General features: G+C 57.0%; 26 protein-coding genes. 16 read left to right on the top strand and 10 right to left on the bottom strand.

The genetic code is table 11. The annotated features are described in order from the left end of the window. Positions 1-34 precede the first annotated feature (34 nt). On the top strand, positions 35-487 hold the full coding sequence (locus GGR91_RS06245) for a hypothetical protein (protein ID WP_183941087.1): 453 nt from the start codon (positions 35-37) through the stop codon (positions 485-487). Between the two features lie 43 nt (positions 488-530). Here GGR91_RS06245 and GGR91_RS06240 read toward each other — a convergent pair whose 3' ends face one another. Next, entirely contained in the window at positions 531-983 is a 453-nt protein-coding gene (locus GGR91_RS06240) for an NfeD family protein (protein ID WP_183941086.1), read from the bottom strand. Positions 984-1177: 194 nt separating this feature from the next. Beyond that, the gene (locus GGR91_RS06235; RefSeq protein WP_183941084.1) at positions 1178-2092 is read right to left on the bottom strand and encodes an SPFH domain-containing protein; all 915 of its coding nucleotides are present in this window, start codon (positions 2090-2092) and stop codon (positions 1178-1180) included. A 138-nt stretch (positions 2093-2230) separates the two neighbouring features. Between GGR91_RS06235 and GGR91_RS06230 the strand changes: the two genes are divergently transcribed. The 5 genes from GGR91_RS06230 to GGR91_RS06210 are packed head-to-tail and all read left to right on the top strand — an operon-like array spanning position 2231 to position 7822. After that, the gene (locus GGR91_RS06230) at positions 2231-3058 is read left to right on the top strand and encodes an HpcH/HpaI aldolase/citrate lyase family protein (RefSeq protein WP_183941082.1); all 828 of its coding nucleotides are present in this window, start codon (positions 2231-2233) and stop codon (positions 3056-3058) included. Positions 3059-3074: 16 nt separating this feature from the next. Next, entirely contained in the window at positions 3075-4559 is a 1485-nt protein-coding gene (locus GGR91_RS06225) for a M28 family peptidase (RefSeq protein WP_183941080.1), read from the top strand. Positions 4560-4613: 54 nt separating this feature from the next. Beyond that, the gene (gene guaB / locus GGR91_RS06220; protein WP_183941078.1) at positions 4614-6074 is read left to right on the top strand and encodes an IMP dehydrogenase; all 1461 of its coding nucleotides are present in this window, start codon (positions 4614-4616) and stop codon (positions 6072-6074) included. A 3-nt stretch (positions 6075-6077) separates the two neighbouring features. Beyond that, complete coding sequence (locus GGR91_RS06215) at positions 6078-7259, top strand: RsmB/NOP family class I SAM-dependent RNA methyltransferase (RefSeq protein WP_183941076.1); 1182 nt, start codon at positions 6078-6080, stop codon at positions 7257-7259. A gap of 35 nt (positions 7260-7294) precedes the next feature. Further along, entirely contained in the window at positions 7295-7822 is a 528-nt protein-coding gene (locus GGR91_RS06210; RefSeq protein ID WP_183941074.1) for a tetratricopeptide repeat protein, read from the top strand. Positions 7823-7854: 32 nt separating this feature from the next. On the opposite strand, the gene GGR91_RS06205 is transcribed toward GGR91_RS06210, so the two are convergent. Next, positions 7855-8340 (bottom strand): RNA pyrophosphohydrolase, encoded by a 486-nt coding sequence (locus tag GGR91_RS06205; RefSeq protein WP_183941072.1) that lies wholly within the window; start codon positions 8338-8340, stop codon positions 7855-7857. Further along, positions 8337-9296 carry an alpha/beta hydrolase gene (locus GGR91_RS06200; protein ID WP_183941070.1) on the bottom strand — a complete coding sequence of 320 codons (960 nt, stop codon included), beginning with the start codon at positions 9294-9296 and terminating at the stop codon, positions 8337-8339. Before GGR91_RS06200 ends, GGR91_RS06205 begins: the two co-directional genes overlap by 4 nt. Positions 9297-9442: 146 nt before the next feature. Between GGR91_RS06200 and GGR91_RS06195 the strand changes: the two genes are divergently transcribed. From GGR91_RS06195 to GGR91_RS06175, 5 genes are read left to right on the top strand one after another with little or no spacing between them, the layout of a single operon-like run. After that, positions 9443-11311, top strand: a complete 1869-nt coding sequence (locus GGR91_RS06195; protein WP_183941068.1) for a 2-oxoacid:acceptor oxidoreductase subunit alpha — start codon at positions 9443-9445, stop codon at positions 11309-11311. Next, positions 11311-12357 (top strand): 2-oxoacid:ferredoxin oxidoreductase subunit beta, encoded by a 1047-nt coding sequence (locus GGR91_RS06190; RefSeq protein WP_183941066.1) that lies wholly within the window; start codon positions 11311-11313, stop codon positions 12355-12357. The genes GGR91_RS06195 and GGR91_RS06190 overlap by 1 nt, the downstream gene beginning before the upstream one ends. 46 nt (positions 12358-12403) lie before the next feature. Next, the gene (locus GGR91_RS06185) at positions 12404-12802 is read left to right on the top strand and encodes a GxxExxY protein (RefSeq protein WP_183941065.1); all 399 of its coding nucleotides are present in this window, start codon (positions 12404-12406) and stop codon (positions 12800-12802) included. A gap of 44 nt (positions 12803-12846) precedes the next feature. Continuing rightward, complete coding sequence (locus GGR91_RS06180) at positions 12847-13809, top strand: metal-dependent hydrolase (protein ID WP_183941062.1); 963 nt, start codon at positions 12847-12849, stop codon at positions 13807-13809. Next, a complete protein-coding gene (locus GGR91_RS06175) occupies positions 13806-15203 on the top strand; it encodes a cryptochrome/photolyase family protein (protein ID WP_183941060.1) in 1398 nt (465 codons plus the stop codon). Before GGR91_RS06180 ends, GGR91_RS06175 begins: the two co-directional genes overlap by 4 nt. Positions 15204-15349: 146 nt before the next feature. Here GGR91_RS06175 and GGR91_RS06170 read toward each other — a convergent pair whose 3' ends face one another. Both GGR91_RS06170 and purF read right to left on the bottom strand, forming a co-directional pair. Then, positions 15350-16060, bottom strand: a complete 711-nt coding sequence (locus GGR91_RS06170; protein WP_183941058.1) for an SDR family NAD(P)-dependent oxidoreductase — start codon at positions 16058-16060, stop codon at positions 15350-15352. Between the two features lie 3 nt (positions 16061-16063). Further along, complete coding sequence (gene purF, locus GGR91_RS06165) at positions 16064-17521, bottom strand: amidophosphoribosyltransferase (protein WP_183941056.1); 1458 nt, start codon at positions 17519-17521, stop codon at positions 16064-16066. Positions 17522-17649: 128 nt separating this feature from the next. On the opposite strand from purF, the gene hisI reads away from it, so the two are divergent. The 5 genes from hisI to GGR91_RS06140 all read left to right on the top strand — a co-directional run bounded on the left by hisI (position 17650) and on the right by GGR91_RS06140 (position 21430). After that, positions 17650-18009 (top strand): phosphoribosyl-AMP cyclohydrolase, encoded by a 360-nt coding sequence (gene hisI, locus GGR91_RS06160; protein ID WP_183941054.1) that lies wholly within the window; start codon positions 17650-17652, stop codon positions 18007-18009. Further along, entirely contained in the window at positions 18006-18530 is a 525-nt protein-coding gene (locus GGR91_RS06155; protein WP_183941052.1) for a hypothetical protein, read from the top strand. The genes hisI and GGR91_RS06155 overlap by 4 nt, the downstream gene beginning before the upstream one ends. Positions 18531-18686: 156 nt before the next feature. Next, positions 18687-19403 carry an AAA family ATPase gene (locus GGR91_RS06150; RefSeq protein ID WP_183941050.1) on the top strand — a complete coding sequence of 239 codons (717 nt, stop codon included), beginning with the start codon at positions 18687-18689 and terminating at the stop codon, positions 19401-19403. 19 nt (positions 19404-19422) lie between these two features. Further along, positions 19423-20046, top strand: coding sequence for a hypothetical protein (locus GGR91_RS06145; protein ID WP_183941048.1), 624 nt, complete (start codon positions 19423-19425; stop codon positions 20044-20046). A 31-nt stretch (positions 20047-20077) separates the two neighbouring features. Beyond that, on the top strand, positions 20078-21430 hold the full coding sequence (locus GGR91_RS06140; protein WP_183941046.1) for an SPOR domain-containing protein: 1353 nt from the start codon (positions 20078-20080) through the stop codon (positions 21428-21430). A 50-nt stretch (positions 21431-21480) separates the two neighbouring features. On the opposite strand, the gene GGR91_RS06135 is transcribed toward GGR91_RS06140, so the two are convergent. From GGR91_RS06135 to GGR91_RS06120, 4 genes are all read right to left on the bottom strand, one after another. Beyond that, positions 21481-22698 (bottom strand): dihydroorotase, encoded by a 1218-nt coding sequence (locus tag GGR91_RS06135; protein WP_183941044.1) that lies wholly within the window; start codon positions 22696-22698, stop codon positions 21481-21483. Continuing rightward, the gene (locus tag GGR91_RS06130) at positions 22695-23690 is read right to left on the bottom strand and encodes an aspartate carbamoyltransferase catalytic subunit (RefSeq protein ID WP_183941042.1); all 996 of its coding nucleotides are present in this window, start codon (positions 23688-23690) and stop codon (positions 22695-22697) included. The genes GGR91_RS06135 and GGR91_RS06130 overlap by 4 nt, the downstream gene beginning before the upstream one ends. 75 nt (positions 23691-23765) lie before the next feature. Further along, a complete protein-coding gene (gene ruvX, locus GGR91_RS06125; RefSeq protein WP_183941040.1) occupies positions 23766-24227 on the bottom strand; it encodes a Holliday junction resolvase RuvX in 462 nt (153 codons plus the stop codon). After that, complete coding sequence (locus GGR91_RS06120; RefSeq protein WP_183941038.1) at positions 24224-25333, bottom strand: DUF3089 domain-containing protein; 1110 nt, start codon at positions 25331-25333, stop codon at positions 24224-24226. Before GGR91_RS06120 ends, ruvX begins: the two co-directional genes overlap by 4 nt. Positions 25334-25408: the final 75 nt, after the last annotated feature.

Below are 25408 nucleotides of genomic sequence, written 5' to 3'. Positions count from 1 at the left end.
CCGGACATCATCGGACAATGCAGAAGGTCCGATCATGTCCGAATATTCTATGCGCTTATTTGAAGATGACGCCGCAATCGTCGCGATCGGCGAAGGCTTGCTTGCGTGCACCTTGCCGCGCGAACATTGGACCCATGAAGCGCATCTGGCGGCATGTACTTGGCTGGTGCGCAATCGGCCGGATATCGCGATTGAGCGTGCGCTGCCCGCCATCATTTCAGCCTATAACGAAGCCGTCGGCGGCGTGAATGACGATACCCAAGGCTATCATGAAACGATTACGCAAGTGTATATCGCTGGTGTGAAGGCGCATCTGGCAGAGATTGGGATGGAGGTGCCGTTGCACGAGGCCGTGAACGCGCTGCTGCTTTCCCACCGGGGACGCCGGGACCTGCCGCTTCAGTTTTATTCAAAGGATCGGCTGTTTTCCGTGCAAGCGCGGCGGGGCTTTATCGAGCCCGACCGCGCGAGCCTTGACCTGATTTAGAACTCTTTGGGCTCTGAAAAGACGGACCGAGTGCGTCCTTCGATCAGTCGAGGCCGCCTTCGACCAGCAACACCGCGCCGTCAGCGCCCGTGACGCGCACACGGGATCCTGTCGCGGCATCGACGCCGCGGGCGGACCAGACGCTGTCGCCAACCTTGACGCGGCCATGACCGTTTGTGATCGCCTCAACCACGGTCACGATTTCACCCGTTAGCCGCGCGCCACGGTCGTTCAACTTTGCGTCTTCGGTCTCGATGGGGTTGTCGTGTAGAAATTTCTTACCCGCAAAGACCGTCAACACCGATAATGTCGCAAACATGGCAACTTGATAGGCGACGGTGATGGGAAGGAAGTAATCCAGCCCACCGACAATCAACGCGGCAAGGCCAAGCCACATCAGGAAGAAACCGGGCGCAACCATTTCGGCGACCCCGAGCACCAGCCCCAGCGAGAGCCAGAACCAGTGGGTTGAAATTGTGTCGAGCCATTGTGCCATGTGTTACTCCGTAATCTCGATGTCCAAACTGCAGATCTTACCGAAGCCCTGAGCCGTCAGTGCGACCGCGCTGACGAAAGTCGACGGGCGTGTGCCGGTGGAGCGCAGCGTCTGTCTTACAGGCGTCCTTCGACGGGCACAATCGCCTTGCGATTGTTGCTCAGGACTACGGGCTTTGACTCCGCCCCCACGCCTCACTTTTCTTTGGGTGCAAGCGCTTCCTTGGCCAATTCGCCAATTCCGCCCAGCGTGCCGATCAACTGTGTGGCTTCTACAGGGAACAAAATGGTCTTTGCATTGGGCGATGTTGCGAACTGGCTGATGGCTTCGGTATATTTCTGCGCAATGAAGTAATTCAGCGCCTGCGTGCCCGATGTCGCGATGGAATCGGAAACCATGACTGTTGCCTTCGCCTCGGCCTCTGCTTCGCGTTCGCGGGCTTCGGCGTCACGAAATGCCGCCTCCTTGCGGCCCTCGGCCTGAAGAATGGCGCCTTGCTTTTCGCCTTCAGCGCGCAGGATTTCTGCGGCGCGCATACCTTCTGCTTCCAGGATTTGCGCACGCTTTTCACGCTCGGCCTTCATCTGCCGCGCCATCGCGTTCGAGATATCAGCGGGTGGACGAATATCTTTCACCTCAACACGCGTGATTTTGACACCCCATGGGCTGGTTGCGTGGTCCACCACCGACAGCAGACGGCCATTGATATCGTCACGTTTCGACAAGGTTTCATCGAGGTCCATGCTGCCCATCACGGTACGCAGGTTGGTTGTCGTGATTTGCATGATGGCGACGTAGAGGTCGGACACTTCATATGCGGCTTTGGCTGCGTCGAGCACTTGGAAGAACACCACGGCGTCAACGCCGACCATGGCGTTGTCCTTGGTGATGATTTCCTGTCCGGGAATATCGAGAACTTGTTCCATCACGTTTACCTTGCGGCCAACGCGGTCAAAGAACGGGATGATGACGGTCAGCCCGGGTTGCGCGGAATAGGTATAACGCCCGAACCGCTCAATTGTGAAAACAAAGCCTTGCTGCACAACGGTTACGCCCATCATCACAAAAATGATGACGATCAGCGCGAGTAAACCGAAAAAATATTCCATGGATTGCCCTCCCTTTTAAAAGTGAGCTGTAATTCGGTGGGTTTAAGAAATAGTTTCAAGAAAAATCGGTGGAGGGGCTTTACCATTTAACCAAGGTTACGCAGGGAGCATGCGCAGGCCGATAAAATGGGAACTAAAATGGATATCTTGCAGCAACTGAAATTTACGCGGTCGGCGCTCTATATGCCGGCGTCTAATGCACGCGCGTTGGAAAAGGCGCGGTCGCTTGATGCAGATATGCTGATCATTGATTTGGAAGATGCCGTCCCGCATGAGTCAAAGGCGGATGCCCGCGCGGCAGCCGTGCAATATGCCGCAGACGGCGTCACAGGCAAAATAATTGCCATACGGGCAAATGGCGCCGACAGCGTATATCATGCCGACGACATTGCCGTTTTGGCGCAAAGCCGCGCGAACTTCATTGTTGTACCTAAGGTTGAAGGTCCTGACGACATACCCGATGCTGGCAAGCCCATATTGGCGATGATCGAAACGCCAACGGGATTATATGCCGCACGCGAGATTGCAGCGCACCCTATGGTTGCGGGACTAATTGCGGGCACAAATGACATTGCGGCGGAAACAGGTATTCGGCCCGGTCCATTGCGCGAAGGGCTGGAACTGGCGCTGCAGACAATCGTGCTCGCGGCATCTGCATCGGGTAAGCCGCGTTTTGACGGGGTGTGCAACCGGCTGGATGACATGAGCGGCTTCGATGCCGAATGCCGTCAAGGCGCAATCTATGGCTTCACGGGCAAAACGCTCATTCACCCCAATCAAATTGCGATCGCCAATCAGGCCTTTGGCGCGGATGCTGCTGCGGTGGCTGAGGCGGAGGAATTAATTGCGGCGAGCCGAGGGGGTGCGCAGCGATTTAAGGGTCGCATGATTGAATCGATGCATGTAGACGAAGCGAAATTAACGATAGAGCGTTCCCGACATAGGACGGGTGCCGCCCCTTCGTAGTCCGGAGCGATCATTTATGCGTCTTGCCCATTTTGCAGTCTTTGTCAGTTTTTCAGCAATGGCCGCGGGTTCGGTGCAGGCCAAGGCGGTGAGCGAAGCGGACCTGCGCGCACATATCGAAATTCTGGCCAGCGACGCCTTTGAAGGCCGTAAACCCGGCACGGAGGGCGAGGCAAAAACCGTTCAGTACATTGCGCAGCAATGGGCGACATCAGGTTTAAAGCCCGCGGCGACAGACGGCGGCTGGTTTGATGCGGTTCCGTTGATCCAGCGCGGGCAGGGCAGTGCGGAATATGCATTTACGGCCAAGGGCCGCAAACTGCGCATCGTTTCTGAAGAAATCATCCTGATTGGTAAACAGGTGGATTATGCGCGCAATGATTTGCCGCTTATATTCACCGGCGCAGGCGTAAAAGCGGATGGTTCGGTTGCTGCAGATGTTGCGGGAAAAGCCGCGCTTGTGCTGTTTGACGCCGAAAATGTGCCAAACAATATGAAGTCACCCCGCGCGCGGCGCGAAGCGCTGATCGCCGCCGGAGCGGAGGCAGTTATCTTCATCGGCGACGGGCAAGGAAGTTGGCCTTCACTGCGGCGTTTGTTGCTGTCGCGTCCCATCGCACTTGAGAGTCGCGAAAAACGCGCGCCGTTGGAAGGGGCGATGAGCGCCGAGTTTGCGGTCGCGATGATAACCGCCGCCGGGCAAGATTGGGACAAATTGCGCGCACATGCCAAGGCCAGCGATTATGCGGGCGAGCCACTTGGCATTGACGCAGATTTCAAAGTCACGACGGATATTTACCGGTTCAACAGCTCAAACGTCGTTGGCAAGATTGCGGGTCGGAAAAAGGGCAGCGGCGCTGTTTTGTTCATGGGGCATTGGGACCATTTGGGTATTTGCGCGCCAGAGGGTGCGCCTGACCGGATTTGTAATGGTGCCGTGGACAATGCCAGCGGAATTGCCGTGCTGAACGAAATCGCGGAAAGCTTGGCGAAGAAAAAGCATGATCGTGATATTTATTTTGTAGCGACGACTGCGGAAGAGAGTGGCCTATTGGGTGCTTATGCTTTCGCTGAAAAGCCAGCTTTACCGCTTGATCAGATCGTGATTTCCCTAAATGTCGATACAATTGCCATTGCGCCGCGCGGGTCAAAGGTTGCGATCATCGGTCGCGGAACCACCCCATATGATGCCACGGTTGAGGCGGTAGCAAAAAAGACGGGTAGGGCGATTGAAAGTTCGACCGATGCAAATGCGTTTATCCAAAGGCAGGACGGCTGGGCACTCGCGCAAAAGGGCGTGCCTGCGCTCATGGTCGGTGGTTCGTTCGCCGATCTTGAGCTGATGCAAAAGTTTCTGGGCAGCGATTATCATGGCCCTGATGATGAGCTCACGGATAAGACGGAGCTTGGCGGCGCGGCCGATGACGCTGACTTGCACATTGCGCTTGGCCGCTATTTTGCGGACGCCAGAAAATATAAATCCAAGAAGGCTGGCGAATAAGGGACTTACTGTTTACATGGGCCGCCACGAATCAAAGCTTAAAGCGGTGGCACAATGAAAGAAATCTCCCTCGGACTTACATTTGACGACGTGCTGTTGCAGCCCGGGGCATCCGACATTTTGCCAAGCCAGGCCGACACCCGTACGCAGCTGACCAAAAGCATATCACTGAACATTCCAGTGCTATCGTCGGCGATGGACACCGTAACCGAAGCGCGCATGGCGATCGTCATGGCGCAGCTCGGCGGCATTGGCGTTTTGCACCGCAACCTGAGCATTGAAGAACAGTGCGCTGCCGTGCGTCAGGTCAAACGTTTTGAGAGCGGTATGGTCGTGAACCCCATCACAATCGCACCCGAAGCGACCTTGGCCGAAGCGCAAGCATTGATGTCGGCGCATGCCATCTCCGGTATTCCGGTTGTTGAGGCGAGCGGTAAACTGGCTGGCATCTTGACCAATCGTGACGTGCGCTTTGCTGAAAATCCGGCGCAGCCTGTGTCTGAGTTGATGACGCATGAAAATCTGGCGACGGTTGCATCGTCGGTCACGCAGGAAGAAGCGCGCCGTTTGCTGCATCAACGCCGCATCGAAAAGCTTTTGGTCGTCGATGACGCCTATCATTGCATTGGCCTGATTACCGTAAAGGATATCGAGAAGGCCGTTCTATATCCCAACGCAACAAAGGACGGCACAGGACGCTTGCGCGTCGCTGCGGCGACGACTGTTGGCGAAAAGGGAATGGCGTACACGAAGGCGTTGATTGACGCGGAGTGCGACCTCATCGTGGTCGACACGGCGCATGGCCATAGCGCGATGGTCGCGGCTGCGGTTGCAGAGATTAAGCGCATGGCACCTGAAGTTCAGGTCGTTGCCGGAAATGTGGCGACGGCGGCGGCGACACGTGCGCTGATTGATGCGGGCGCGGATGGTATCAAGGTTGGCATCGGCCCAGGCTCCATTTGTACCACCCGCGTTGTTGCTGGCGTTGGCGTTCCGCAATTGACTGCGGTTATGGAATCGGCGGCCGAAGCCGCAAAGTCGGGCATTCCAATCATCGCCGATGGCGGATTGCGGACGTCGGGCGACTTGGCGAAAGCACTTGCGGCCGGGGCATCGTCGGTGATGGTCGGTTCGCTATTGGCGGGAACCGAGGAAGCGCCCGGTGAAACATTCCTGTATCAGGGACGTGCCTATAAAAGCTATCGCGGCATGGGCAGCGTCGGCGCGATGGCGCGTGGCTCTGCTGACCGTTATTTTCAGCAGGACATTAAGGACCAGCTTAAACTGGTTCCAGAAGGCATTGAAGGGCAGGTGCCTTTCAAAGGCCCCGCACGCGACGTCATTCATCAACTTGTCGGCGGCGTTAAAGCAGCTATGGGTTATACCGGTTCGCGCACGATTGCGGACCTTCAGGAACGCGCACAGTTTGTGCGCATCACCAATGCCGGATTACGGGAAAGCCATGTACATGACGTTACAATTACGCGGGAAGCTCCAAATTATCCGACGCGTTGACGCATGAGACCTGCTGCTCGCCTGCAGTCAGCCATTGAATTGGTTGACCAAATCATCCTTTCCGCACGTGATGGCGGCGCATCTGCTGACCAGCTTGCAAAGCGCTTTTTTGCCGAGCGGCGTTATGCTGGCTCGAAAGACCGCCGTGCTGTCCGCGATTTGGCGTGGGGCGCCATCCGCCGCTTTGGCAAAAGGCCAGCGACAGCGCGGTCTGCCTTTGTCGCAATGGCGGATGCCGATCCGGAACTGGCGGCATTGTTCGACGGCACCGATTATGGTCCAGCGGCGATTGAGCCCGGCGAAGCGCGATCAACGGGTGGCGGACTGCCCAAATGGATCAAACCTTTGTTTTCCGCCCATGTTGACGAGGCCGAGCAGGCAAGCCTGCTTGACCGCGCTCCTATGGACTTGCGCGTGAATGCGTTGAAGGCGAGCCGTGCCGAAGTATCCGCGACGTTTCCCGACGCTGAAGTCCTTCCGCACCTCGAATATGCGCTCCGCCTGCCGGGCGGGACTGCCATCGACAGCCACCCCGCCGTGGAAGACGGTCAGGTGGAAATTCAGGATCTGGGAAGCCAGCTGATTGTAGAGGCATGTCAGGCAAAGGGTGCTGGCACGGTGCTTGACCTGTGCGCCGGCGCTGGTGGCAAAACCCTCGCACTCGCCGCCGCGATGCGAAATCAGGGACGGTTGATCGCAACCGACACAAACCGCAACCGGCTGGACCAGTTGAAACCTCGGGCCAACCGGTCTGGCGCCACCAATATCGAAACGCGTTTGCTCAATCCGGGCAAAGAAAAAGAAATGCTGTCCGAATTGGTCGGTGGCTGCGACCTTGTCCTCATTGACGCACCTTGTTCGGGAAGCGGGACATGGCGGCGCAATCCAGAGACGCGCTGGCGTTTGGATGCAGCGCGGTTGAAGCGCGTTGTTGATGAACAGGCGAAGCTGTTGGACATTGGCGCCGACATGGTCGTGCGCGGCGGCTATCTGGTTTATGCCGTGTGCTCGCTGATTGAGAGTGAGGGCAAGGGCCAAGTGGCGGCGTTCTTAAAATCGCATCCGGGCTGGCGCGCGGCCGATACGGGCGTGTCGATGGGCCGTGCCGACGGCGACGGCATATTGTTGACCCCGCATCACGATGCCAGCGATGGATTCTTCTTCGCGAGGCTCCAAAAGCTGTGATAGCATCACGTTCCAAAAAGATATGGATATTGTTTATGCGTTTTTCTCCCGCGGCTATTGCGCTGTCGTTCACATTAGCGGTCATGTCGAGCGCCAGCATCGGCGGACGCGCGGATGATGATATCGACGCTCGCTCCATTGCCCTGATGCAGACGGGGGACCAGGAATCGAGCGCTGGACGGTTCGACAATGCGATCAGCTGGTATGAATCCGCACTGGCGGTAGACCCGCGCAATCGCCCTGCATATATTGCGATGGCGCGCGCGGTGAAGGCCCAGGGACTGAATGGTAAAGCGATCCGCTTTTACACAGAAGCGTTGGAACTTGAACCCAATGATCAGGTTGCATTGGCCGAGCAGGCCGATGCGATGATTGCCAAGGGGGCAATTGAGCAAGCGGGCAAAAATATCGCGCGTCTGAAAACATTATGCCGTGCGGACTGCAGCGCTGTTGACCGGCTTGCGCTTGCATCCAGCAAGGCTAGCGAAAAACCGCAAATGCAGGCAAGCGCAGCCGATGCGAAACCAAGCGTCGCTAGCGTGCCGGTTCCGCAACCCAATTAAGGGCGCGGATGCGTTCCGCACGCGGAACGGCGTCAAATCAGGTCTGCAAACTCCGCGAGAATATTCTCGTACAGCCGCTTTTTGAACGGGACGATCAGTTGGGGCAATTGCGGTGCATCGATCCACTGCCACTTGCTAAATTCCTGATGCGCCGTTTCGATGTTGATATCGGCATCGGTCCCTTTGAAGCGCATTAGAAACCAATGCTGGCGTTGCCCGCGATATTTGCCCTTCCAAATGCGGCCAATCATATCATCGGGTAAGTCATAGAAATGTTCATCGCGGCTGCGCGCGAGAATATCGACCAAATCCGCGCGCACGCCGGTTTCTTCGAATAGCTCGCGTAGCGCCGCAGTCTCCGCATCCTCACCATCGTCGATGCCGCCTTGTGGCATTTGCCATGCATCGGTTCCGACGGGGCTGTCCAAGCGTTGCCCGACAAATATCTTGCCCTGCATATTGGCGAGCATGATGCCGGCGCAGGGACGGTACGGTAAATCTTCCAACGATATGCTCATGCTGTTGCCGCCACTTCTGCCAGCAGGTTTTTGAGCGCGGCGATATTGCCCTCGATGTCCGATTGGACCGATGGGATAGCCTGGCGGATGTTGATATGCCCGTGAATATTGCCCTCGGCACTGCGATGTTCAACGCGCACACCGTCCTGTTTCAGCTTTTCAACATAAGCGATGCCTTGGTCGCGCAACGGATCAAGGCTTGCGGTGGTGACAAGGCTCGGTGGCATGCCCTGCTGGCTGAAATTCAACGGCTCGGAACGATAGTCTCCGGGTGTTGCTGCGTGGCCTTCGCCGAAATAGGCCATTGCTTCGTCGGTTAGCAAATAGCCGTTGGCAAATTCGCGCATGCTCGGCCAGTCAGCATCGAGCGTCACGACGGGGTAAATCGGATGTTGCACCAACACAGGCACGGCGGCCGGACGGTCGCGAAGCGCCATGGTGGTGACAATCGCTAGGTTACCGCCAGCACTGTCGCCGGACGTAATCAGCCCAGTCACCCGCCGTCCAAGTTCCGCAGGGCTTGTTGCAATCCAGCGCGTTGCGGCTTCACAATCTTCGGCCGGGGCAGGGAATGGATATTCGGGTGACAGCCGGTAATCGATGGAGATGACCGGCAAATCGAGAAGGCGCGCAACTTCTGCGCAATAGGGTTCATAGGTATAGAGGCTGCCGATAACGAATCCGCCGCCATGGTAAAACACCATGACAGGGCCAGCTTCGCGCTCTTCGCGGCTGTCATATAATCGCGCGGGGATGGCACCGGCGGGGCCGGGAATCGATAAATCGCGGATAACCGCCAGTTCGCCAACGGGTGCATCGGCAACGTCGCGCATCGCAGCGGTCATCGCGCGTGCATCATCAACGGGCACTTGCCAAAATTTAGGGCCGGGTACCGCGTTCAGAAATTGCAGAAACAATGCCACGTCTGGACGGACATAAGGTGGGGTATCGGTCATCGCATTCTCCATTTCAGCCGCTTCCTAGGGTGGCTTGGGCAATGCGTCCAGCATATCCACCTATAGTTTTTCTAACATTGCAGTGCGCGGCGAATGGGATTAGGCGAAAAGGCAATAAAGTTGCAATTAAAGACGGGCTAGAACGCATGGCTACGGCATTCAAAGACGAACAGACGAGCGGACATACTCCAGTGCAAAGCGACGCAGTTGTTGTGCGCTTTGCAGGGGACAGCGGCGACGGCATGCAGTTGACCGGGGGACAGTTTACGCTGTCGTCGGCATTGGCGGGCAATGACTTTGCCACATTCCCTGATTTTCCTGCCGAAATCCGCGCACCAATCGGCACGCTTTTCGGTGTTTCGGCGTTTCAGATTAACTTTGGTTCGTCCGCAATCGACACCGCTGGCGACCAGCCCGACGTGCTGATCGCGATGAACCCCGCCGCACTGAAAACCAATGTCGGGTCGTTGCGCGAAGGCGGTTTGATTATCGCGGACACAGGCGAGTTTAACCAACGCAACCTCGATAAAGCCAAATATACCAGCAACCCGTTTGAAGATGGCAGCCTTGCGAAATGGCAGGTGCTGGCGTTCGATATCAGCGCGCTGACGCTGGAAGCCGTCAAGCCGTTTGGCATGGGCAACAAAGACGCGTTGCGTTGTAAGAATATGTGGACGCTTGGTCTTGCGTTATGGATGTTTGATCGTGATCGTCAGCCTATCATCGATTGGCTGAACGCGAAATTTGCAAAGAATCAGGTTTTGGCCGACGCCAATATCGCGGCGCTGAATGCTGGCCATGCTTATGGTGAGACCGCTGAATTGGCCGGACCGCTGAAGCAATATCATGTCGATGCCGCGCCTGCACCTGCGGGTCTTTATCGGACGGTTACGGGCGCCGAATCCATTTCTTATGGCTTGGTCGCTGGCGCACAACTCGCTGGCCTGAAGATGTTCTTCGGCGGATACCCCATCACGCCAGCATCCGCGATTTTGCATCACCTCAGCCGCTTGAAAGAATATGGTATCACCACATTCCAGGCCGAAGATGAAATTGCCGCGATTTGTTCGGCCATTGGCGCAAGCTATGCAGGACAGCTTGGCGTTACCAGCTCGTCTGGTCCCGGCATTGCGTTGAAGGGTGAAGCCATGGGTCTTGCCATCATGACCGAGCTTCCGTTGGTGATCGTCAACAGCCAGCGTGGCGGCCCTTCGACGGGCCTGCCAACCAAGACCGAGCAGTCCGATCTGTATCAGGCGGTGTACGGCCGCAACGGTGATGCACCGATGCCCGTGATCGCAGCACGCTCGCCCGTTGATTGTTTTGACTGCGCGGTGGAAGCTGTGCGGATTGCGGTTGAGTATATGACGCCAGTGATGTTGCTTACCGATGGCTATATCGCCAACGCGGCTGAACCATGGCTGGTGCCCGATCTCGAAGAGTATACGCCATTCCCGGTCGAGTTTCTGGAAAGCGTGCCCGAAGATGGCTTCAAGCCCTATTCGCGCGACCATAAATTGAAGCGCCCATGGGTGAAGCCCGGCACGCCCGGATTGCTGCACCGCATTGGTGGTATCGAAAAAGAAGTCGATACCGGCCACATCAACTATGCACCGGCCAACCACCAGGCGATGACCGATATTCGTTCGGCCAAGGTAAACGGCGTCGCCGACAGCATTCCCGACCAGATCGTCGAGCAGGGCGCAGCAGGCGCGAAGCTTGCTGTCGTTGGCTGGGGTTCAACCTATGGACCCATCAAGCAAGCCGTCCGCCGCAAGCGCGCCGAAGGTGTTGATGTCGCGCATGTCCACATTCGCCATATCTGGCCCATGCCGAAAAACATGGCCGAGTTGTTGAAGAGCTTTGACAAGATCATCGTCCCCGAAATGAACACGGGCCAGTTGAAGACGATATTGCGTGACCAGTTCCTTGTGGATGCGCAGCCCGTGAACAAAGTGTCCGGTCAGCCATTTACTATCGCCGAAATTGAAGCCGCGATTGGGAGTGCTTTATAATGAACGATATGACCCCCGTGAAAGCGACGACGCCCAAGGATTGGGAAACCGACCAAGAGGTTCGCTGGTGCCCTGGCTGTGGTGACTATGCGATTTTGAAGGCGGTGCAGCGCACCATGCCTGAAATCGGCGGCACGCCCGAAAACACCGTGTTCATCAGCGGCATCGGCTGCTCGTCGCGCTTCCCATATTATATGGAAACTTATGGCTTCCACACCATCCACGGCCGCGCACCTGCGGTGGCGACGGGTGTAAAGCTCGCCAATCCCGATCTTGATGTATGGATTATCACGGGCGATGGCGATGCGCTGTCGATCGGCGGCAACCACACGATGCATTTGCTGCGCCGCAATCTGGATTGCCAGATCATGCTGTTCAACAATGAAATTTACGGCCTGACCAAGGGCCAATATTCGCCAACATCGCGCGTTGGCACTAACAGCCCGTCGACGCCTTATGGCTCGGTTGATCGTCCAGCCACGCCATGTGCGTTTGCGCTGGGTTCAGGCGCGCGGTTTGTTGCGCGCGGCTTTGATGTGTCGAAAAATCTGCCTGACGTGCTGAAGGCAGCGCACGCCCATCGCGGCGCGGCGTTCATCGAAATCTTCCAGAACTGCATCGTGTATAACAAGGACGTGTTTGAAGACTTCGCTGCGCCAAAGGGTGCTGACGGCCACCAATTGTGGCTGCGTAATGGTGAGCCGATGTTGTTCGGCAGCGAAAAGTCCGGCGGCACCAAAGGCATTGCGCTCGACAATGTTGGGCTGACGCTGAAGGTTGTCGATGTCGTTGATGGCGATTGGCAGAGCGCGGGCGTTATCGTCCATGACGTGACCAACCGTTCGCTCGCGCACATGCTTGTGGAAATGCCATTTGGCGAATTCCCCATGGCACTCGGCGTCCTGTACGACGATCCACGCCCGACCTTTAACGACGCCGTCATCGCGCAAAACGAGTCGGCCAGTGCAGGTAAATCACCTGATCTCGGCAAGCTGCTGGCAAAGGGACAAACCTGGACCGTAGCCGAGGGCCATCCGGAGACTTAATTGATTTTAACGCGCACAAAGGCACGAAGGCACGAAGGAGGTTTTGGTGCAGGGCGACGTTGAAGCACTAGCAAAGGCAGCGATAGATTGCGGCTTTAAGCTTCACAAAGAGCTTGGACCGGGCCTTTTGGAATCGGTCTATGAGCTTCTTTTGTGTGAGGCGCTCAAAGATCGCGGGCTTTTTGTCGAGGTTCAAAAAGTCATTCCAATTTCGTATAACGGACGCGTTCTTGAGCAGGGCTTTCGCGCCGATCTGTTGGTTGAACGCAGCCTGCTGATTGAAATTAAGTCGACGGAAAAGCATGCGGCGGTGCATGCAAAGCAGGTTCTCACGTATCTGAGGCTGATGAGACTTCCATTAGGTTTGCTAATGAATTTCGGAATGGAAACATTTCGCGATGGCGTAAAGCGACTGGCGAACGATTATTACCGACCCTTAGCTTAAATCCTATCTTTGTGCCTTCGTGCCTTTGTGCGAGTAAATTTGTTATGGATAATCTCACTCATAGCCTTGTTGGCGCGCTCATCGGGCAAATGGGGTTGAAGCGGCGGACTGGCCTTGCCATGCCCACGCTGATTATTGCTGCGAACATCCCCGATATTGACGCCGTGGCGACTTTGCTGGGCGGGCAGCAGCATTTGGCGATCCGGCGCGGCCTCACGCATGGTCCAATCGCGATGCTGGTGCTGCCGCTGATGTTGTGGGGCATCATGCTGTGCTTTGATCGCTGGCAAGAAAGACGCGGAAAGCGGCCTGAGAAAAGGTTGCCCGTCCATAAAGGCTGGTTGTTGGCGCTGGCTTATGTTGGATGCTTGAGCCACCCGCTTTTCGACTGGTTCAACAGTTACGGGATCCGTTTGCTCGAACCATTTTCGAACCAATGGTTTTATGGCGATACGTTATTCATCATCGACATCTGGCTGTGGGCTGCGCTGATATGCGGCGTTTGGGTTTCGCTTCGCCGCGAACGTAAGGGGCGCGCAAACTGGCGCACACCGGCGTTGGCCAGTTTTGCCGCCATTTGCGCGTATCTCTTGGCCAATGGGCTCATCACGGGCAGGGCGGAGCAATTGACCGCTCAAGCCGTTCAGAAACAGCATAAGATTATGCCGACTCTGGTTGTCGCAAACCCTGTGCCTGTGCAATTTTGGAAGCGTGAAATGCTTTGGCGCGATGACAGCCATTATGGGCAGGGCACGTACACGCCGTTTCATGGCGCGCGCATCGATGACGACATTCGCGCCCATTATATGGGACGTGAAGATTCCCAGGCTTTTGAGGCACATATTGCCCGCGGTACGCCATTGTTGTTCTGGTCACGTATGCCGGTGGCCGAGATTGTTGGCGACGGTGCAAAAAAGACGTTGAAGGTTTCCGACCAGCGCTTTTCTGACCCGCTGGTGGGTGACCGGTTCAGTATGTTCTTTCCCATTGGAGTTGAAAGCAAATGACGGCCCCAGTTATCCTCTGGCTGCGCCGCGACCTGCGTCTTGCGGACCAAGCTGCGCTTGCAGCCGCAGTGGCAAGTGGTGCGCCGGTTATCCCCGTCTACATCCTTGATGACGATACGCCAAAGCATCGCAAGATGGGCGCGGCGTCGCGCTGGTGGTTGCACCATAGTCTGACGGCGCTCGACGCAGATTTGCGGGCGTTGGGGTCGCGATTGATCCTGCGCGCCGGAAAATCCGACGACGTTTTATGCGCACTCGCTGAAGAGACCGGCGCGTCGGCCATTCATTGCATGCGGCATTACGAACCATGGTGGCGGAATGCGGAAAAGGCCGTTGCAAGTGGGCTAAGCACGGGTTGCGCATTTGTGTGCCATGACGGCAACTATCTGTTGCCCGCAGGTAGCGTCACAACAGGCACCGGCGGTCAGTACAAGATCTACACGCCATTCATGCGCGCGCTTTGGCAGCATATGCCGCCGCCCGTGCCACTGGCAGCACCCGCGCACGTCGCTGCGCCCCATACATGGCCGGCGAGCGAAGGCTTAAATGATTGGGCCCTGTTACCCACCGAGCCCGATTGGTCCGGCGCTATGGCCGATATGTGGATCCCGGGTGAAGCTGGTGCGCGGCATCGGCTTGAGGATTTTGCCGACAAGGCCAAATTTTATGACGAGAAACGCAATCTGCCATCGGTGGCGGGTTCGTCATTCCTGTCACCGCATCTGCACTTTGGCGAGATTTCACCTGCTGCGTGCTGGCACGCGACCATGCATGCCGGCGGGTCGGTTGACGTGTTCCTTAAGGAACTGGTGTGGCGGGACTATGCGCAGAATGTGATCGTCCAGATGCCCGAATATGGCGCGAAGAATGCTCGCGATGCGTTTGACAGGCTGCCGTGGCGCGATCTATCCGATCCGGCGGTAAAGGCTGATTTCGTGGCATGGACTAAGGGTCGGACGGGTTACCCAATCGTCGACGCCGGGATGCGGCAATTATGGGCGACCGGATGGATGCATAACCGCGTGCGGATGATTGCGGCGTCGTTCCTGGTCAAACATCTCCTGATTGATTGGCGCGAAGGCGAAAAATGGTTTTGGGATACGCTGGTCGATGCCGATTACGGCAGCAACAGCGTCAATTGGCAATGGACAGCGGGGACGGGCGTAGACAGCAATATGTTCGTGCGCATCATGGCGCCATTGTCGCAGTCAGAGAAATTCGACGCCGCACGTTACATCCGCGAATGGGTGCCGGAGCTTGCGGGCTTGCAAGAGCCGTATATTCATGACCCCGACGAATATGGCGCACGGCCAAAAAGCTATCCGCGCAAAATCATTGGCCACAAAGCCGCGCGTGAGCGTGCGTTAAAGGCGCATGAGGTGGTGAAGTCTTAAACCGTAGCCCTGAGCCGTCAGCGCGCAGCGCTGGCGAAAAGTCGAAGGGCGCTTCTCGGCCCAGCATAGCTGTTTACTGATGGGCGTCCTTCGACAGACGCAGTCGCGATGCGACTGCTGCTCAGGACTTCGGTAATGTTAAAGGGTTAGCCCTCGACCACCAAACGATGCCCGGTCTCAAACTCGGTCGTCAGCATCGCGACGATTGCATCGGCCACAACCGATGGTTCCTTCACCGTCGCCGGGTCTTCGCCCGGATAGGCCTTTGCGCGCATTTGGGTGCGCGTACGGCCCGGATCCACAATAATAGTGCGCACAGCGGACAGGTTCTTCACTTCCTCGCCATAGCTGGCGACGAGCGTTTCGAGCGCGGCCTTTGATGCGCCATAAGCGCCCCAAAATGCGCGCGGTGTCGCGCCAACCGAGGATGTCAGCGCGACGAGGCGACCCGCATCTGATTTGCGCAACAACGCATCAAATGACGCGATCAGCACCTGCTGCGCGGTTACATTTAGGGTGAACAAACGCGCAAATTCTGCGCCATCAATGGCTGGAACCGGCGCGAGCGTTCCGAGCATTGCGGCATTTAATACCAAGACATCAAGCTTACCCCAACGCTCGGTCACTGCTGTGGCGAGCCGTGCAATGCTGTCGCCATCAGTGAGGTCCAAAGGCGCAATCGTCGCATTACCACCAGCGTTGAATATCGCGTCTTCAACGGCTTCTAGGTCTTTCGCGGTGCGCGCTGTGATGATGACATGTGCACCTTGCGCCGCGAGCGCTTTCGCCGTTGCCGCACCAATCCCGCGGCTTGCGCCGGTCACCAGCGCCACTTTGCCTTCAAATAGCTTCGTCATGATTTACGCAGACTTCCGTTCGCCCAGCATCATGAGATCACCCGATTCATGCTCCTCATGGTCGGTGAGGGTGGTGGGATAGTCGCCGGTGAAACACGCATCGCAATATTGCGGTTGGTTTTTGTTGCGTGAATCTTCGCCCAACGCACGGTACAGCCCATCGATGGAGAGAAACGCGAGGCTGTCGGCTTGAATAAACTGCCGCATTTCTTCCACGTCCATGCGGCTCGCGAGCAATTTGGAGCGTTCCGGCGTATCGACGCCATAGAAACAGCTGTTCATCGTTGGCGGGCTTGCAATACGCATATGCACTTCGGCAGCGCCCGCTTCGCGCATCATCTGAACGATCTTGAGCGAGGTCGTACCACGAACGATGGAATCGTCGATCAGGACAATCTTTTTGCCCGCGACCAGATTGCGGTTTGCATTATGCTTCAGCTTCACGCCCAAATGGCGAACGCCATCGCCCGGCTGAATGAACGTACGGCCAACATAATGTGACCGGATGATACCCAGCTCAAACGGAATCTTTGCCGCCTCGGCATAGCCAATGGCTGCAGGGGTGCCGCTGTCGGGCACAGGAATGACATAATCGACATCGACGCCATTTTCGCGCGCGAGTTCCGCGCCGATGGCCTTGCGGACCGAATAGACGCTGATGCCTTCAACAATGGAGTCGGGCCGTGAGAAATACACATGCTCAAAAATGCAGGGGCGTTGCGAAACGGGGATGAACGGCTTGTGCGACTGAATTTCGCTACCATGCACCACAACCAATTCGCCCGGTTCAACAGAACGGATGAATTCTGCGCCAACAATATCGAGCGCAACGGTTTCCGATGCGAAGATTATTGTATCGCCAAGCTTACCCATGACCAATGGCCGGATGCCCAACGGATCACGGCATGCGATCATGCCCTCGGTGGTCAGGCAAATGAGCGAATAGGCACCCTCAACACGCTTCAGCGCATCAATCAGGCGGTCCAGCAACGTCCGGTACCCAGACGTCGCCACCAAATGAATGATGACTTCGGTGTCCGATGATGACTGGAATATCGATCCGCGGCGGACAAGGTCACGGCGCAATGCAACCGCGTTTGAAATATTGCCGTTATGCGCGACCGCAAATCCGCCGGTGGCAAGGTCCGCATATAAGGGCTGCACATTACGCAGCGATGTTTCGCCCGTCGTTGAATAGCGGACATGGCCAATGGCACTGCGTCCGACAAGGCCGTTGATGATTTCATCACGGTCAAAATTGCCCGCAACATGGCCCATGGCACGGTGCGTGTGAAATTCATGGTCGTCGTAACTGGTGATGCCGGCGGCTTCCTGGCCACGATGCTGAAGCGCATGTAGGCCAAGCGCAACCATCGCTGAAGCACCTTCGGCGTCGTAGACGCCAAAAATCCCGCACTCCTCGCGAAGTTTGTCGTCATCAAATGGGTCGGTGGTCAGCATAATTCGAATCCCGCTGCGCGTCGCTGGCTGGCGTATAGGCAAGGCGTCATCGATTGTCTCCCCCTTGTCGTAGCAATGTAACAAAGAAAATGTTGGCGGGCCACTTGCCCTTGCGTTAGGCCTTGGAAATGACCGACGAGATTGAGACAGGGCTTACCCTCACACCCAAATTTGACGCCAACGGATTGTTGACTGCAGTCGTCACTGATGCGGCGGATGGTGCCCTATTGATGGTGGCGCATATGAACGCGGAGGCACTCGCCAAAAGCATGGAGAGCCGCACTGCGGTGTTTTACTCGCGCAGCCGGCAGCGGCTTTGGCAAAAGGGCGAAAGCAGCGGGAATGTCCTGCACATTGTCGACATGCGCATTGACTGTGATCAGGACGCCATTTGGATAATCGCAGAGCCACAAGGCCCGAGTTGCCATACCGGCGCCCGCAGCTGCTTTTATCGCAGGATAAACAAGGATGGATTGGAACCAGTGTGACGCGCACGGCATTTCCAATCTTCGCGCTATGCGCGCTGTTGGCGGGGTGCGGTGACGGCGCACTTACGTCAAGCCTTGGGTCGGACGCTGGCGCAACGCTGGACGCACGTGCGGTGGAGACGGGTGTTCTTCCGAACCCGGATAAAATAGAATTTGCGGGCCGTTTTGAAACGCGCAGCGATCTTGGCATCGATAAATTCTGTGCGGTGAAAACCGATGCGAACCGCTTCGATATCGGTTTTCTTGCGGTCTTCGGCCCCGAAAGCAAATGCGAAGGAACCGGAGCAGCGTCGGTAAAAGGCGATGAGGTCGAAGTTACATTGAATGGTAAAGGTAATTGCACTTTCGCTGCCCGCTATGACGGTATTGAACTGCGCTTTGCCGGAGCGGTTGAAAGCGGGTGCGCAAGCTATTGCTCTGAAAAGGCAAGCCTTTCCGGCACGCATTATTTCATGATTGAACCCGGAGACAGCGCGGCCCGTAATACGCTAGGCCGCGAGATCGAGCGCCTTTGCGGTTAAGGCCGCAGTATCGCGAAGCAAGCTTGGCCCGATACCGTCACCTTTGCGTGCCGGTGCATCCGAACGGCAAAATCCGACACCTCCGATCAGTGTTAACCTATTTTTAGCCCTGTTCTGTCACATCCCCATTTGAAACATTTGCAAAAGGGGAATGATGTGAGGGTACTCGCATTGGCATCACAGAAGGGCGGATCGGGCAAAACGACTCTGTCCGGCCATTTGGCGGTTCAGGCGCAGCGCGCAGGCGCGGGGCCGGTTGTGCTTATCGATATCGATCCCCAGGGGTCTTTGGCCGATTGGTGGAATGAACGTGAAGCTGACCTTCCCGCCTTTGCACAGACAACCGTGGCCCGCCTCGCCACCGATCTTGCCGTATTGCGGCAGCAAGGTTTTAAACTGGCGGTGATTGATACGCCGCCTGCCATTACGATGGCTATCCAGAGCGTCATTTCGGTATCAGAACTGATCGTCGTGCCCACGCGGCCAAGCCCGCATGACTTGCGCGCCGTGGGTGCGACTGTCGACCTGTGTGAGCGTGCTGGCAAGCCGCTGATCTTCGTTGTGAATGCAGCGACGCCAAAGGCCCGGATTACTTCGGAAGCCGCCGTGGCACTGTCGCAGCACGGCACGGTTGCGCCGATTACGCTCCACCATCGCACAGATTTCGCTGCATCCATGATTGACGGCCGCACAGTGATGGAAATCGATCCCAATGGCAGGTCCTCGCAAGAGGTTGTCCAGCTGTGGACATATATTTCGGATCGTCTCGAGAAGAATTTCCGCCGCACCGTTTTTAGTGCGCCCGCTGCCGTAAGCCAGCAAATATCCGCCGCGCGTCCCATGGGTGGCTTCGGCCGCCGGGTCGTAGGTTAAGCGAAGGAAGGGCCGGATAATGGGTGAACCTAAACCAATCGCTTCGCTGTCAGGCATATTGTTGGCACGCAAAGGACTGGCGCGTCCCGCAATGCGCCGTCCATCAATGCTGTCGAGCAATGGCAACGCTGCAGCGTCGCAAGACGACCTAGGGTGGAACGATATGGGATATGATGTCGATCCAGATCCCACGACCCCAATGGATTATGACCACGGCTTTAATGGGACCAACCCGCTTGCCGCGGCTGTTCCTGAGGTCAGGCACATGCAAGACCGTCTCGTAAACGCTCTTTCCAATGACATTGAACCCGAATCTGGCGTTGATAGCGTTGCTGATGCGCCGGAATCGGTCACCGATGCACCCGCAATTGTTACCATGACGCCTGAGCCGGCAACGCGGCCAGTCTCGCCTTTGGGTGCCAAGGATGCGCCACGTTCGCGTGCCCGCGCGAAGCCCGGCTTGAAAGCGAAAGCAGCCTTCACCTTGCGTCTTGATAGCGAACGGCATTTGAAATTGCGGCTGGCATGCGCGGTGCGTCACCAGTCGGCGCAACAGCTTGTGACCGATGCGCTTGATGCACTTCTCGAATCCATGCCGGAAATTGGTGACCTCGCGTCCCATGTTCCTGCGAAAAAACACTAATGCCTATATTTAGCTTTTTTGAGGTGATGCCATGAATAGCCGTTTTGTTATAAAGCTGGCTTTGTCGGCCGCGTTGGTTGCGGTGCCGGCAATGACTGCATCAGCGGCCGGAGCGGGCAGCACGGCCAACGCTTCCGTCAATACGGCATCGCCGCAAAAGGCATTTTCCTGGGCGAAGACAGCCGAACGGGCGCTGGCCAAAGGCAAGGCTGACAAGGCATTGGCCTTTGCAGAGCGTGCGGTTCAGGCTGACATGCAAAACCGCGACTATCGTGGGTTGCTGGCACGCGCTTACATGGCGAAGGGGCGTTTTGCCTCAGCAGAACGGACGTTGATGGACGTTATGGAGCTGGGCCAAGTCGACTCGCGCACGGTCATCAGCCTCGCTCTGGCGCGTATTGCCTTGGGCAACACCGAATCTGCCGTATTGCTCGTCGATTCGAACCGATCCATTCTGCCTGTCAGCGACTATGCGTTGACCTTGGCTTTGGCAGGTCGTTCGGCGGATGCCGTCAAAATCCTGACCGATGCCGTGCGCGCCGACAATGTCACATCGCGCATACGTCAGAATCTGGCTTTGGCCTATGCACTTGATGGTCGCTGGCGCGATGCGCGGATCATGGCATCGCAAGATATGCCGCAGGAGCGTGTCAACGAACGGATCGCCGAATGGGCGCAGCTCGCGCGTCCCGGTGCTTATACGACGCGCGTAGCAGGCCTGTTGAAGGTTCAGCCCGACATGTCAGATACGGGGCAGCCGGTGCGCCTCGCGTTAAGCAGCATCAATGCCATTGGGTTTGCGCAGGCTGATGTCGCGCCAACTGCTGCACCAGAATTTGCAGATGTTTCGTCTGCACCTGCAGCAGCAGTGGAGTTGGCTGCGGTGGGTCCGGCACCTGTATCGGACAGTGTTGGTTTTGCGGCTGTTGAGAATTATATGAGAGCTGCCGAGACAATGCCGAGCCAGCCGGTTTACGAAGCGCCACTTATCAAGGCGTCGGAAGTTCCCGCAAAGTCATTTGTGACCGCGCCGGTGAAGCTCGCCGTGTCATATGTGCCGAAGGCAGCAACGCCAGCGGTTGCGGGAAGCCACTTGGTTCAGCTAGGCGCGTTCTCGTCTGTGGCCAGTGCGCAAGCGGCTTGGAACAAATATGCCAAACGCTACCGCGCATTGAACGGCTTTGCCTCCGCCAGCTCGACCGTAACGGTCAACGGCAAGAAACTTGTTCGTTTGACTGCAATGGGTTTCGGGGACGCAGCAAGCGCACGGGCAACTTGCAAGATGATCAAGTCGCAAGGGGGCGATTGTTTCGTGCGCACGAATGGTGGCCCCCAAAATATCCGTATGGCGAACACCGCAGGGCGTAAGATCGCCGCACGATAAATTGATATCCGTGAAACGTTATTGGGCGGTGGGTTTAGGGTCAGGACCTATTAAATGACCTTGCCGCCCTTTAGCATATGGCGCACGCGGCCCTGAACCGGCAGTCGGTCAAATGGCGTATTGCCCGCAAGTGCGGCCATGCGGTCGCCATCGACCTGCCACGGCGCGTCTGGATCGACGAGGATAAGATCTGCCTCATATCCTTCTGCTATTTGACCGGCATTTAGCCCCAAGATCTTCGCGGGATTTGATGCCAGCAGTTCGAATAGCCGACCGATCGAAATCACATTGTCCCGCACGAGGTTGAGCGACAGCGCGAGAAGCGTTTCCGCCCCTGCCATGCCCGGCGCGCTCTCGGAATAGGGCAGGCGCTTGTCCTCTGGCCCGCGTGGGTCGTGCCCCGATGCAATCACGTCAATCGTGCCATCGGTAATGGCGGCGACACAGGCCAGTCGATCGTTTTCCGAACGCAAGGGCGGCGACAGATGGGCGAAGGTCCGGAAATCCGAAACGGCGTTGTCGGACAGGAACAGATGCCCTGGCGTAATGCCGCATGTGATGCGTAAGCCCTTTGCCTTCGCCGCGCGAATAAGGTCCAGCCCGCGTTCGGTCGTCACTTGCCGGAAATGCACATGCACGCCGCTTTCCTCCGCGAGCAATAGGTCGCGGGCGATGGCGAGCGCTTCGGTGATGGGCGATGCGCTGGATAGGCCCAGCAACGTGGCTGTCTCCCCGGCCGTTGCAACCGCGTTACCCGATAGGCCTGCATCTTCGCTGTGCACAAAGACGGGTAGGTCGAGCGCATGGCAGTAGCGCATGATGCGCAGCAATATGCCGCTATCGGCAATCCATTTGCGTCCCGTCGCAACGCCAACTGCGCCTGCTTCTTTCATCAGCGCGATTTCGGCCATCTGCAGCCCGTTGAGGCCCTGCGTTGCTGCAGCGAGCGGATGTACCCAAAGATCGGGTTTCCCTTTCAGCGCAGCAAAGCGCACCGTTGCCGGGTCGTCGTGCACAGGCGACTGGTCAGGCATTAATGCGGCGCGCGTGATGCCGCCAAAGCGGAAAGCGGGCTTGTCGGTCTTAAATACGCCCAGATCAATGATACCCGGCGCGATGATGAGATCGCTTGCGTCCAACTGGTTCGCTATCGGGGCGGCTTTTCCAACTGAGGCAATTTTGCCATTTTCAATATGCACATTCAGTGGCTCGGCCTTGTTCGCGCCGGGCAAAATGGCGTGGCCGTTCAGGATGCTGATTCCGGTCATGACCAACCCTCCTGACCGCGTGCTTTTCGGGTGAGTATATCGAGGCACGCCATGCGAACGGCGACACCCATTTCGACCTGTTCGGTAATGGCGGAACGTTCAACATGGTCGGCGACATTGCTCGCAATCTCTACGCCGCGGTTCATTGGGCCCGGGTGCATGACCAGCGCATCGGGCTTGGCCAAGGCGAGCCGGCGTTCATCGAGGCCGTATAAATGGAAATATTCGCGGGGTGAGGGGATGAAATCCCCCTGCATACGTTCATTCTGAAGCCGCAGCATCATGACGACATCCGCGCCATCCAATGCGGCGTCAAAATTGGTAAATGTCTGCGCACCAAAGGCCTCGATACCGCTTGGCATCAATGCAGGGGGCGCAACGACGCGGACTTCGGCGCCCAGAGTTTTCAGGCAGAACAGATTTGAGCGCGCAACGCGGCTGTGCAGCACATCGCCGCAAATGACGACGGTTTGGCCCTCAACCCGCCCTTTGCGGCGCATGATGGTCAGCGAATCGAGCAGGGCCTGCGTTGGATGTTCGTGGCTTCCGTCGCCTGCGTTGATGACAGGGCAATCGACTTTGCTTGAAATCAGTTGCACCGCGCCGGAACTGCCGTGGCGGATGACAATGGCATCGGCGCGCATGGCGTTTAACGTCATTGCTGTGTCGATAAGCGTTTCGCCCTTTTTGACGCTCGATTGCGCCGCGTGCATATTCACGACATCCGCGCCAAGCCGTTTTCCGGCAATTTCGAATGACAGCAATGTGCGTGTCGAGTTTTCAAAAAAGGCATTGATAATCGTAAGGCCCGACAATCGGCCATCATGCTTTGCAGGGCCGGATCGGTTCAAGGCCACCCATTGTTCAGCCTCTTTCAGGATGTAGAGAATTTCCCATTTCTGAAGTCCAGCGATACCAAGCAAATGCTTGTGCGGAAAAGCGCCCGACCCGCTTGGAAAGCTGTCGGCTGCAAAAGGCTGTGTCCATGTCATTAAAGCGATGCCCTTAAAGGGAAGGGGGGCAATACTCAATCATTTTGTCGGCTAGGTCGTGGCCGAGCAAAAACGTCACCCAATGGTCAGCGCATCTATTGCGCCTTGCAGAATGAATGCCGCTGCGCCGCTGTCGATTTTTTCGGCCCGTTTTGCGCGGCTCATGTCGGCGGCGATCATGTCGCGCTCAACGGCTTGGGTCGACCAACGTTCGTCGCGCAACAAAATCGGCAGGCCGAGATCCGCGATGTTGCGGGCAAAAGCGCGGCTTGATTGGCTTCGCGGGCTTTCACTGCCATCCATGTTGAGCGGCAGGCCAATGACGATACCGCGCGTAGGGCGGGTCGCAATCGCGGCGCTGAGCAACGCCTTGTCTTTGGAAAACTTGCTCCTGCGGATCAGGTCGGCGGGCGATGCGAATGTCCAGCCCGCGTCGCAAAACGCCGTGCCAATCGTTTTGGTGCCGATATCGAGCCCTATCAACACGCCGCCTTCGGGCAACTGTTCCAGAAAATCGGCGACGGCATCAAAAATCATTTCTGAAGAAACTTCCGCAGTCGCAACGTGGCATCCGCCCGCACATTCGCCCAGAACAGCGGGAAATCATACACATGATAATTGTTGCCGGGCAGCACATAAGGGCCGACTTCGGGCGGATCGCCGATCAATAGAAAGCCCTTTGCGTCGCATCGTGCGGGTACGGCCCCAACGACCAGCTCGCCGGTGTCCAGCGTGGCGTCTGGTTTTAATGTACCCAAATTGGCCTTCATGTCTGCCGCAGCTGCTGCACCACCGTTTAAAGGATTTGTGCACAACATCGCGGTGCCTTTGCGGCTTTGCCCGTTGAAACCCGTCGTTGTGTCGTAGACTTTTGATATGCGGTCATACTCGGCTGGCTCGGCAAAGCTCTGCCACGCCATGATGCATCCCGTTTGATCTGGACCCGAGCACGCGGGCAGCCCCATCGCAGCGACATCATTGTTCAATGAAATTGGCCAGCCAACAACATAAGCGGCGACGATTCGTTTGGCGATTGGTTTGCCTGCAACGCGATCTTTCAGCAGATGTGTAAGGTGCAGCGCGCCTTGGCTATGGCCAGCCAATATAATCGGCCGGTCCTTTTGCACTTTCGCGACAAATTCATCGAACGCCAAAAGAACGTCCTGATATGCGGCGTCCAACGCCTGCTGACCCTCGGGCTTGGTGGTTAGGAACGAGCCTATTGCTGCCTGACGATAGCGGGGTGCCCACATTTCGCCGGTGCTGGCAAAGGGCGAGGCCAAGCCGCGCAGGAACAATCTCGCGCGATCCTGCGATTCCGCGTCGTCGAGCGGGGCATTCCAATGGTCCCTGCCAATATAAGATGTCGGGTGAATGAAAAATATCGCCGCGGGGCCCCGCACGTCTGGCTTGGCCGCGCCGGCAGGCAACCAGTCGGCTGGATTGCCGGTTTTGCCCGGTCGCGCAAACCACATATCGTTGCTGGCATATTTGTTTGGTTCAAACGCCGCCTGTTTTTCGAACTTTGCCGTTGGCACGAATGCCAATTCGGTGAGCTCAGCCTCATAAATGCGGATAACGAAACCACCCGCAATGACGAGGACGATGAGTGCTGCAACGATATAAATGAATTTACGAGCCAAGTTTATGTCCTGAAATTTTGATGCGATTTAGCCGATTGGACGGAAATAGCATCGGAAAATTGAATAGAGCCTGAA

This window comes from Sphingorhabdus rigui (assembly GCF_014196595.1).
Taxonomy (GTDB): Bacteria; Pseudomonadota; Alphaproteobacteria; order Sphingomonadales; family Sphingomonadaceae; genus Sphingorhabdus_B; species Sphingorhabdus_B rigui.
This window is presented reverse-complemented; position numbering and strand designations above follow the sequence as displayed.

Coding starts and splice junctions, on each gene's coding strand:
- hisI (WP_183941054.1), top strand. CDS start 17,650: ATGACCGACGAGATTGAGACAGGGCTTACCCTCACACCCAAATTTGAC.
- GGR91_RS06195 (WP_183941068.1), top strand. CDS start 9,443: ATGGCTACGGCATTCAAAGACGAACAGACGAGCGGACATACTCCAGTG.
- GGR91_RS06140 (WP_183941046.1), top strand. CDS start 20,078: ATGAATAGCCGTTTTGTTATAAAGCTGGCTTTGTCGGCCGCGTTGGTT.
- GGR91_RS06225 (WP_183941080.1), top strand. CDS start 3,075: ATGCGTCTTGCCCATTTTGCAGTCTTTGTCAGTTTTTCAGCAATGGCC.
- guaB (WP_183941078.1), top strand. CDS start 4,614: ATGAAAGAAATCTCCCTCGGACTTACATTTGACGACGTGCTGTTGCAG.
- ruvX (WP_183941040.1), bottom strand. CDS start 24,227: ATGATTTTTGATGCCGTCGCCGATTTTCTGGAACAGTTGCCCGAAGGC.
- GGR91_RS06210 (WP_183941074.1), top strand. CDS start 7,295: ATGCGTTTTTCTCCCGCGGCTATTGCGCTGTCGTTCACATTAGCGGTC.
- GGR91_RS06135 (WP_183941044.1), bottom strand. CDS start 22,698: ATGACCGGAATCAGCATCCTGAACGGCCACGCCATTTTGCCCGGCGCG.
- purF (WP_183941056.1), bottom strand. CDS start 17,521: ATGCTGACCACCGACCCATTTGATGACGACAAACTTCGCGAGGAGTGC.
- GGR91_RS06200 (WP_183941070.1), bottom strand. CDS start 9,296: ATGACCGATACCCCACCTTATGTCCGTCCAGACGTGGCATTGTTTCTG.
- GGR91_RS06205 (WP_183941072.1), bottom strand. CDS start 8,340: ATGAGCATATCGTTGGAAGATTTACCGTACCGTCCCTGCGCCGGCATC.
- GGR91_RS06190 (WP_183941066.1), top strand. CDS start 11,311: ATGAACGATATGACCCCCGTGAAAGCGACGACGCCCAAGGATTGGGAA.
- GGR91_RS06230 (WP_183941082.1), top strand. CDS start 2,231: ATGGATATCTTGCAGCAACTGAAATTTACGCGGTCGGCGCTCTATATG.
- GGR91_RS06235 (WP_183941084.1), bottom strand. CDS start 2,092: ATGGAATATTTTTTCGGTTTACTCGCGCTGATCGTCATCATTTTTGTG.
- GGR91_RS06175 (WP_183941060.1), top strand. CDS start 13,806: ATGACGGCCCCAGTTATCCTCTGGCTGCGCCGCGACCTGCGTCTTGCG.
- GGR91_RS06240 (WP_183941086.1), bottom strand. CDS start 983: ATGGCACAATGGCTCGACACAATTTCAACCCACTGGTTCTGGCTCTCG.
- GGR91_RS06245 (WP_183941087.1), top strand. CDS start 35: ATGTCCGAATATTCTATGCGCTTATTTGAAGATGACGCCGCAATCGTC.
- GGR91_RS06215 (WP_183941076.1), top strand. CDS start 6,078: ATGAGACCTGCTGCTCGCCTGCAGTCAGCCATTGAATTGGTTGACCAA.
- GGR91_RS06130 (WP_183941042.1), bottom strand. CDS start 23,690: ATGACATGGACACAGCCTTTTGCAGCCGACAGCTTTCCAAGCGGGTCG.
- GGR91_RS06145 (WP_183941048.1), top strand. CDS start 19,423: ATGGGTGAACCTAAACCAATCGCTTCGCTGTCAGGCATATTGTTGGCA.
- GGR91_RS06180 (WP_183941062.1), top strand. CDS start 12,847: ATGGATAATCTCACTCATAGCCTTGTTGGCGCGCTCATCGGGCAAATG.
- GGR91_RS06170 (WP_183941058.1), bottom strand. CDS start 16,060: ATGACGAAGCTATTTGAAGGCAAAGTGGCGCTGGTGACCGGCGCAAGC.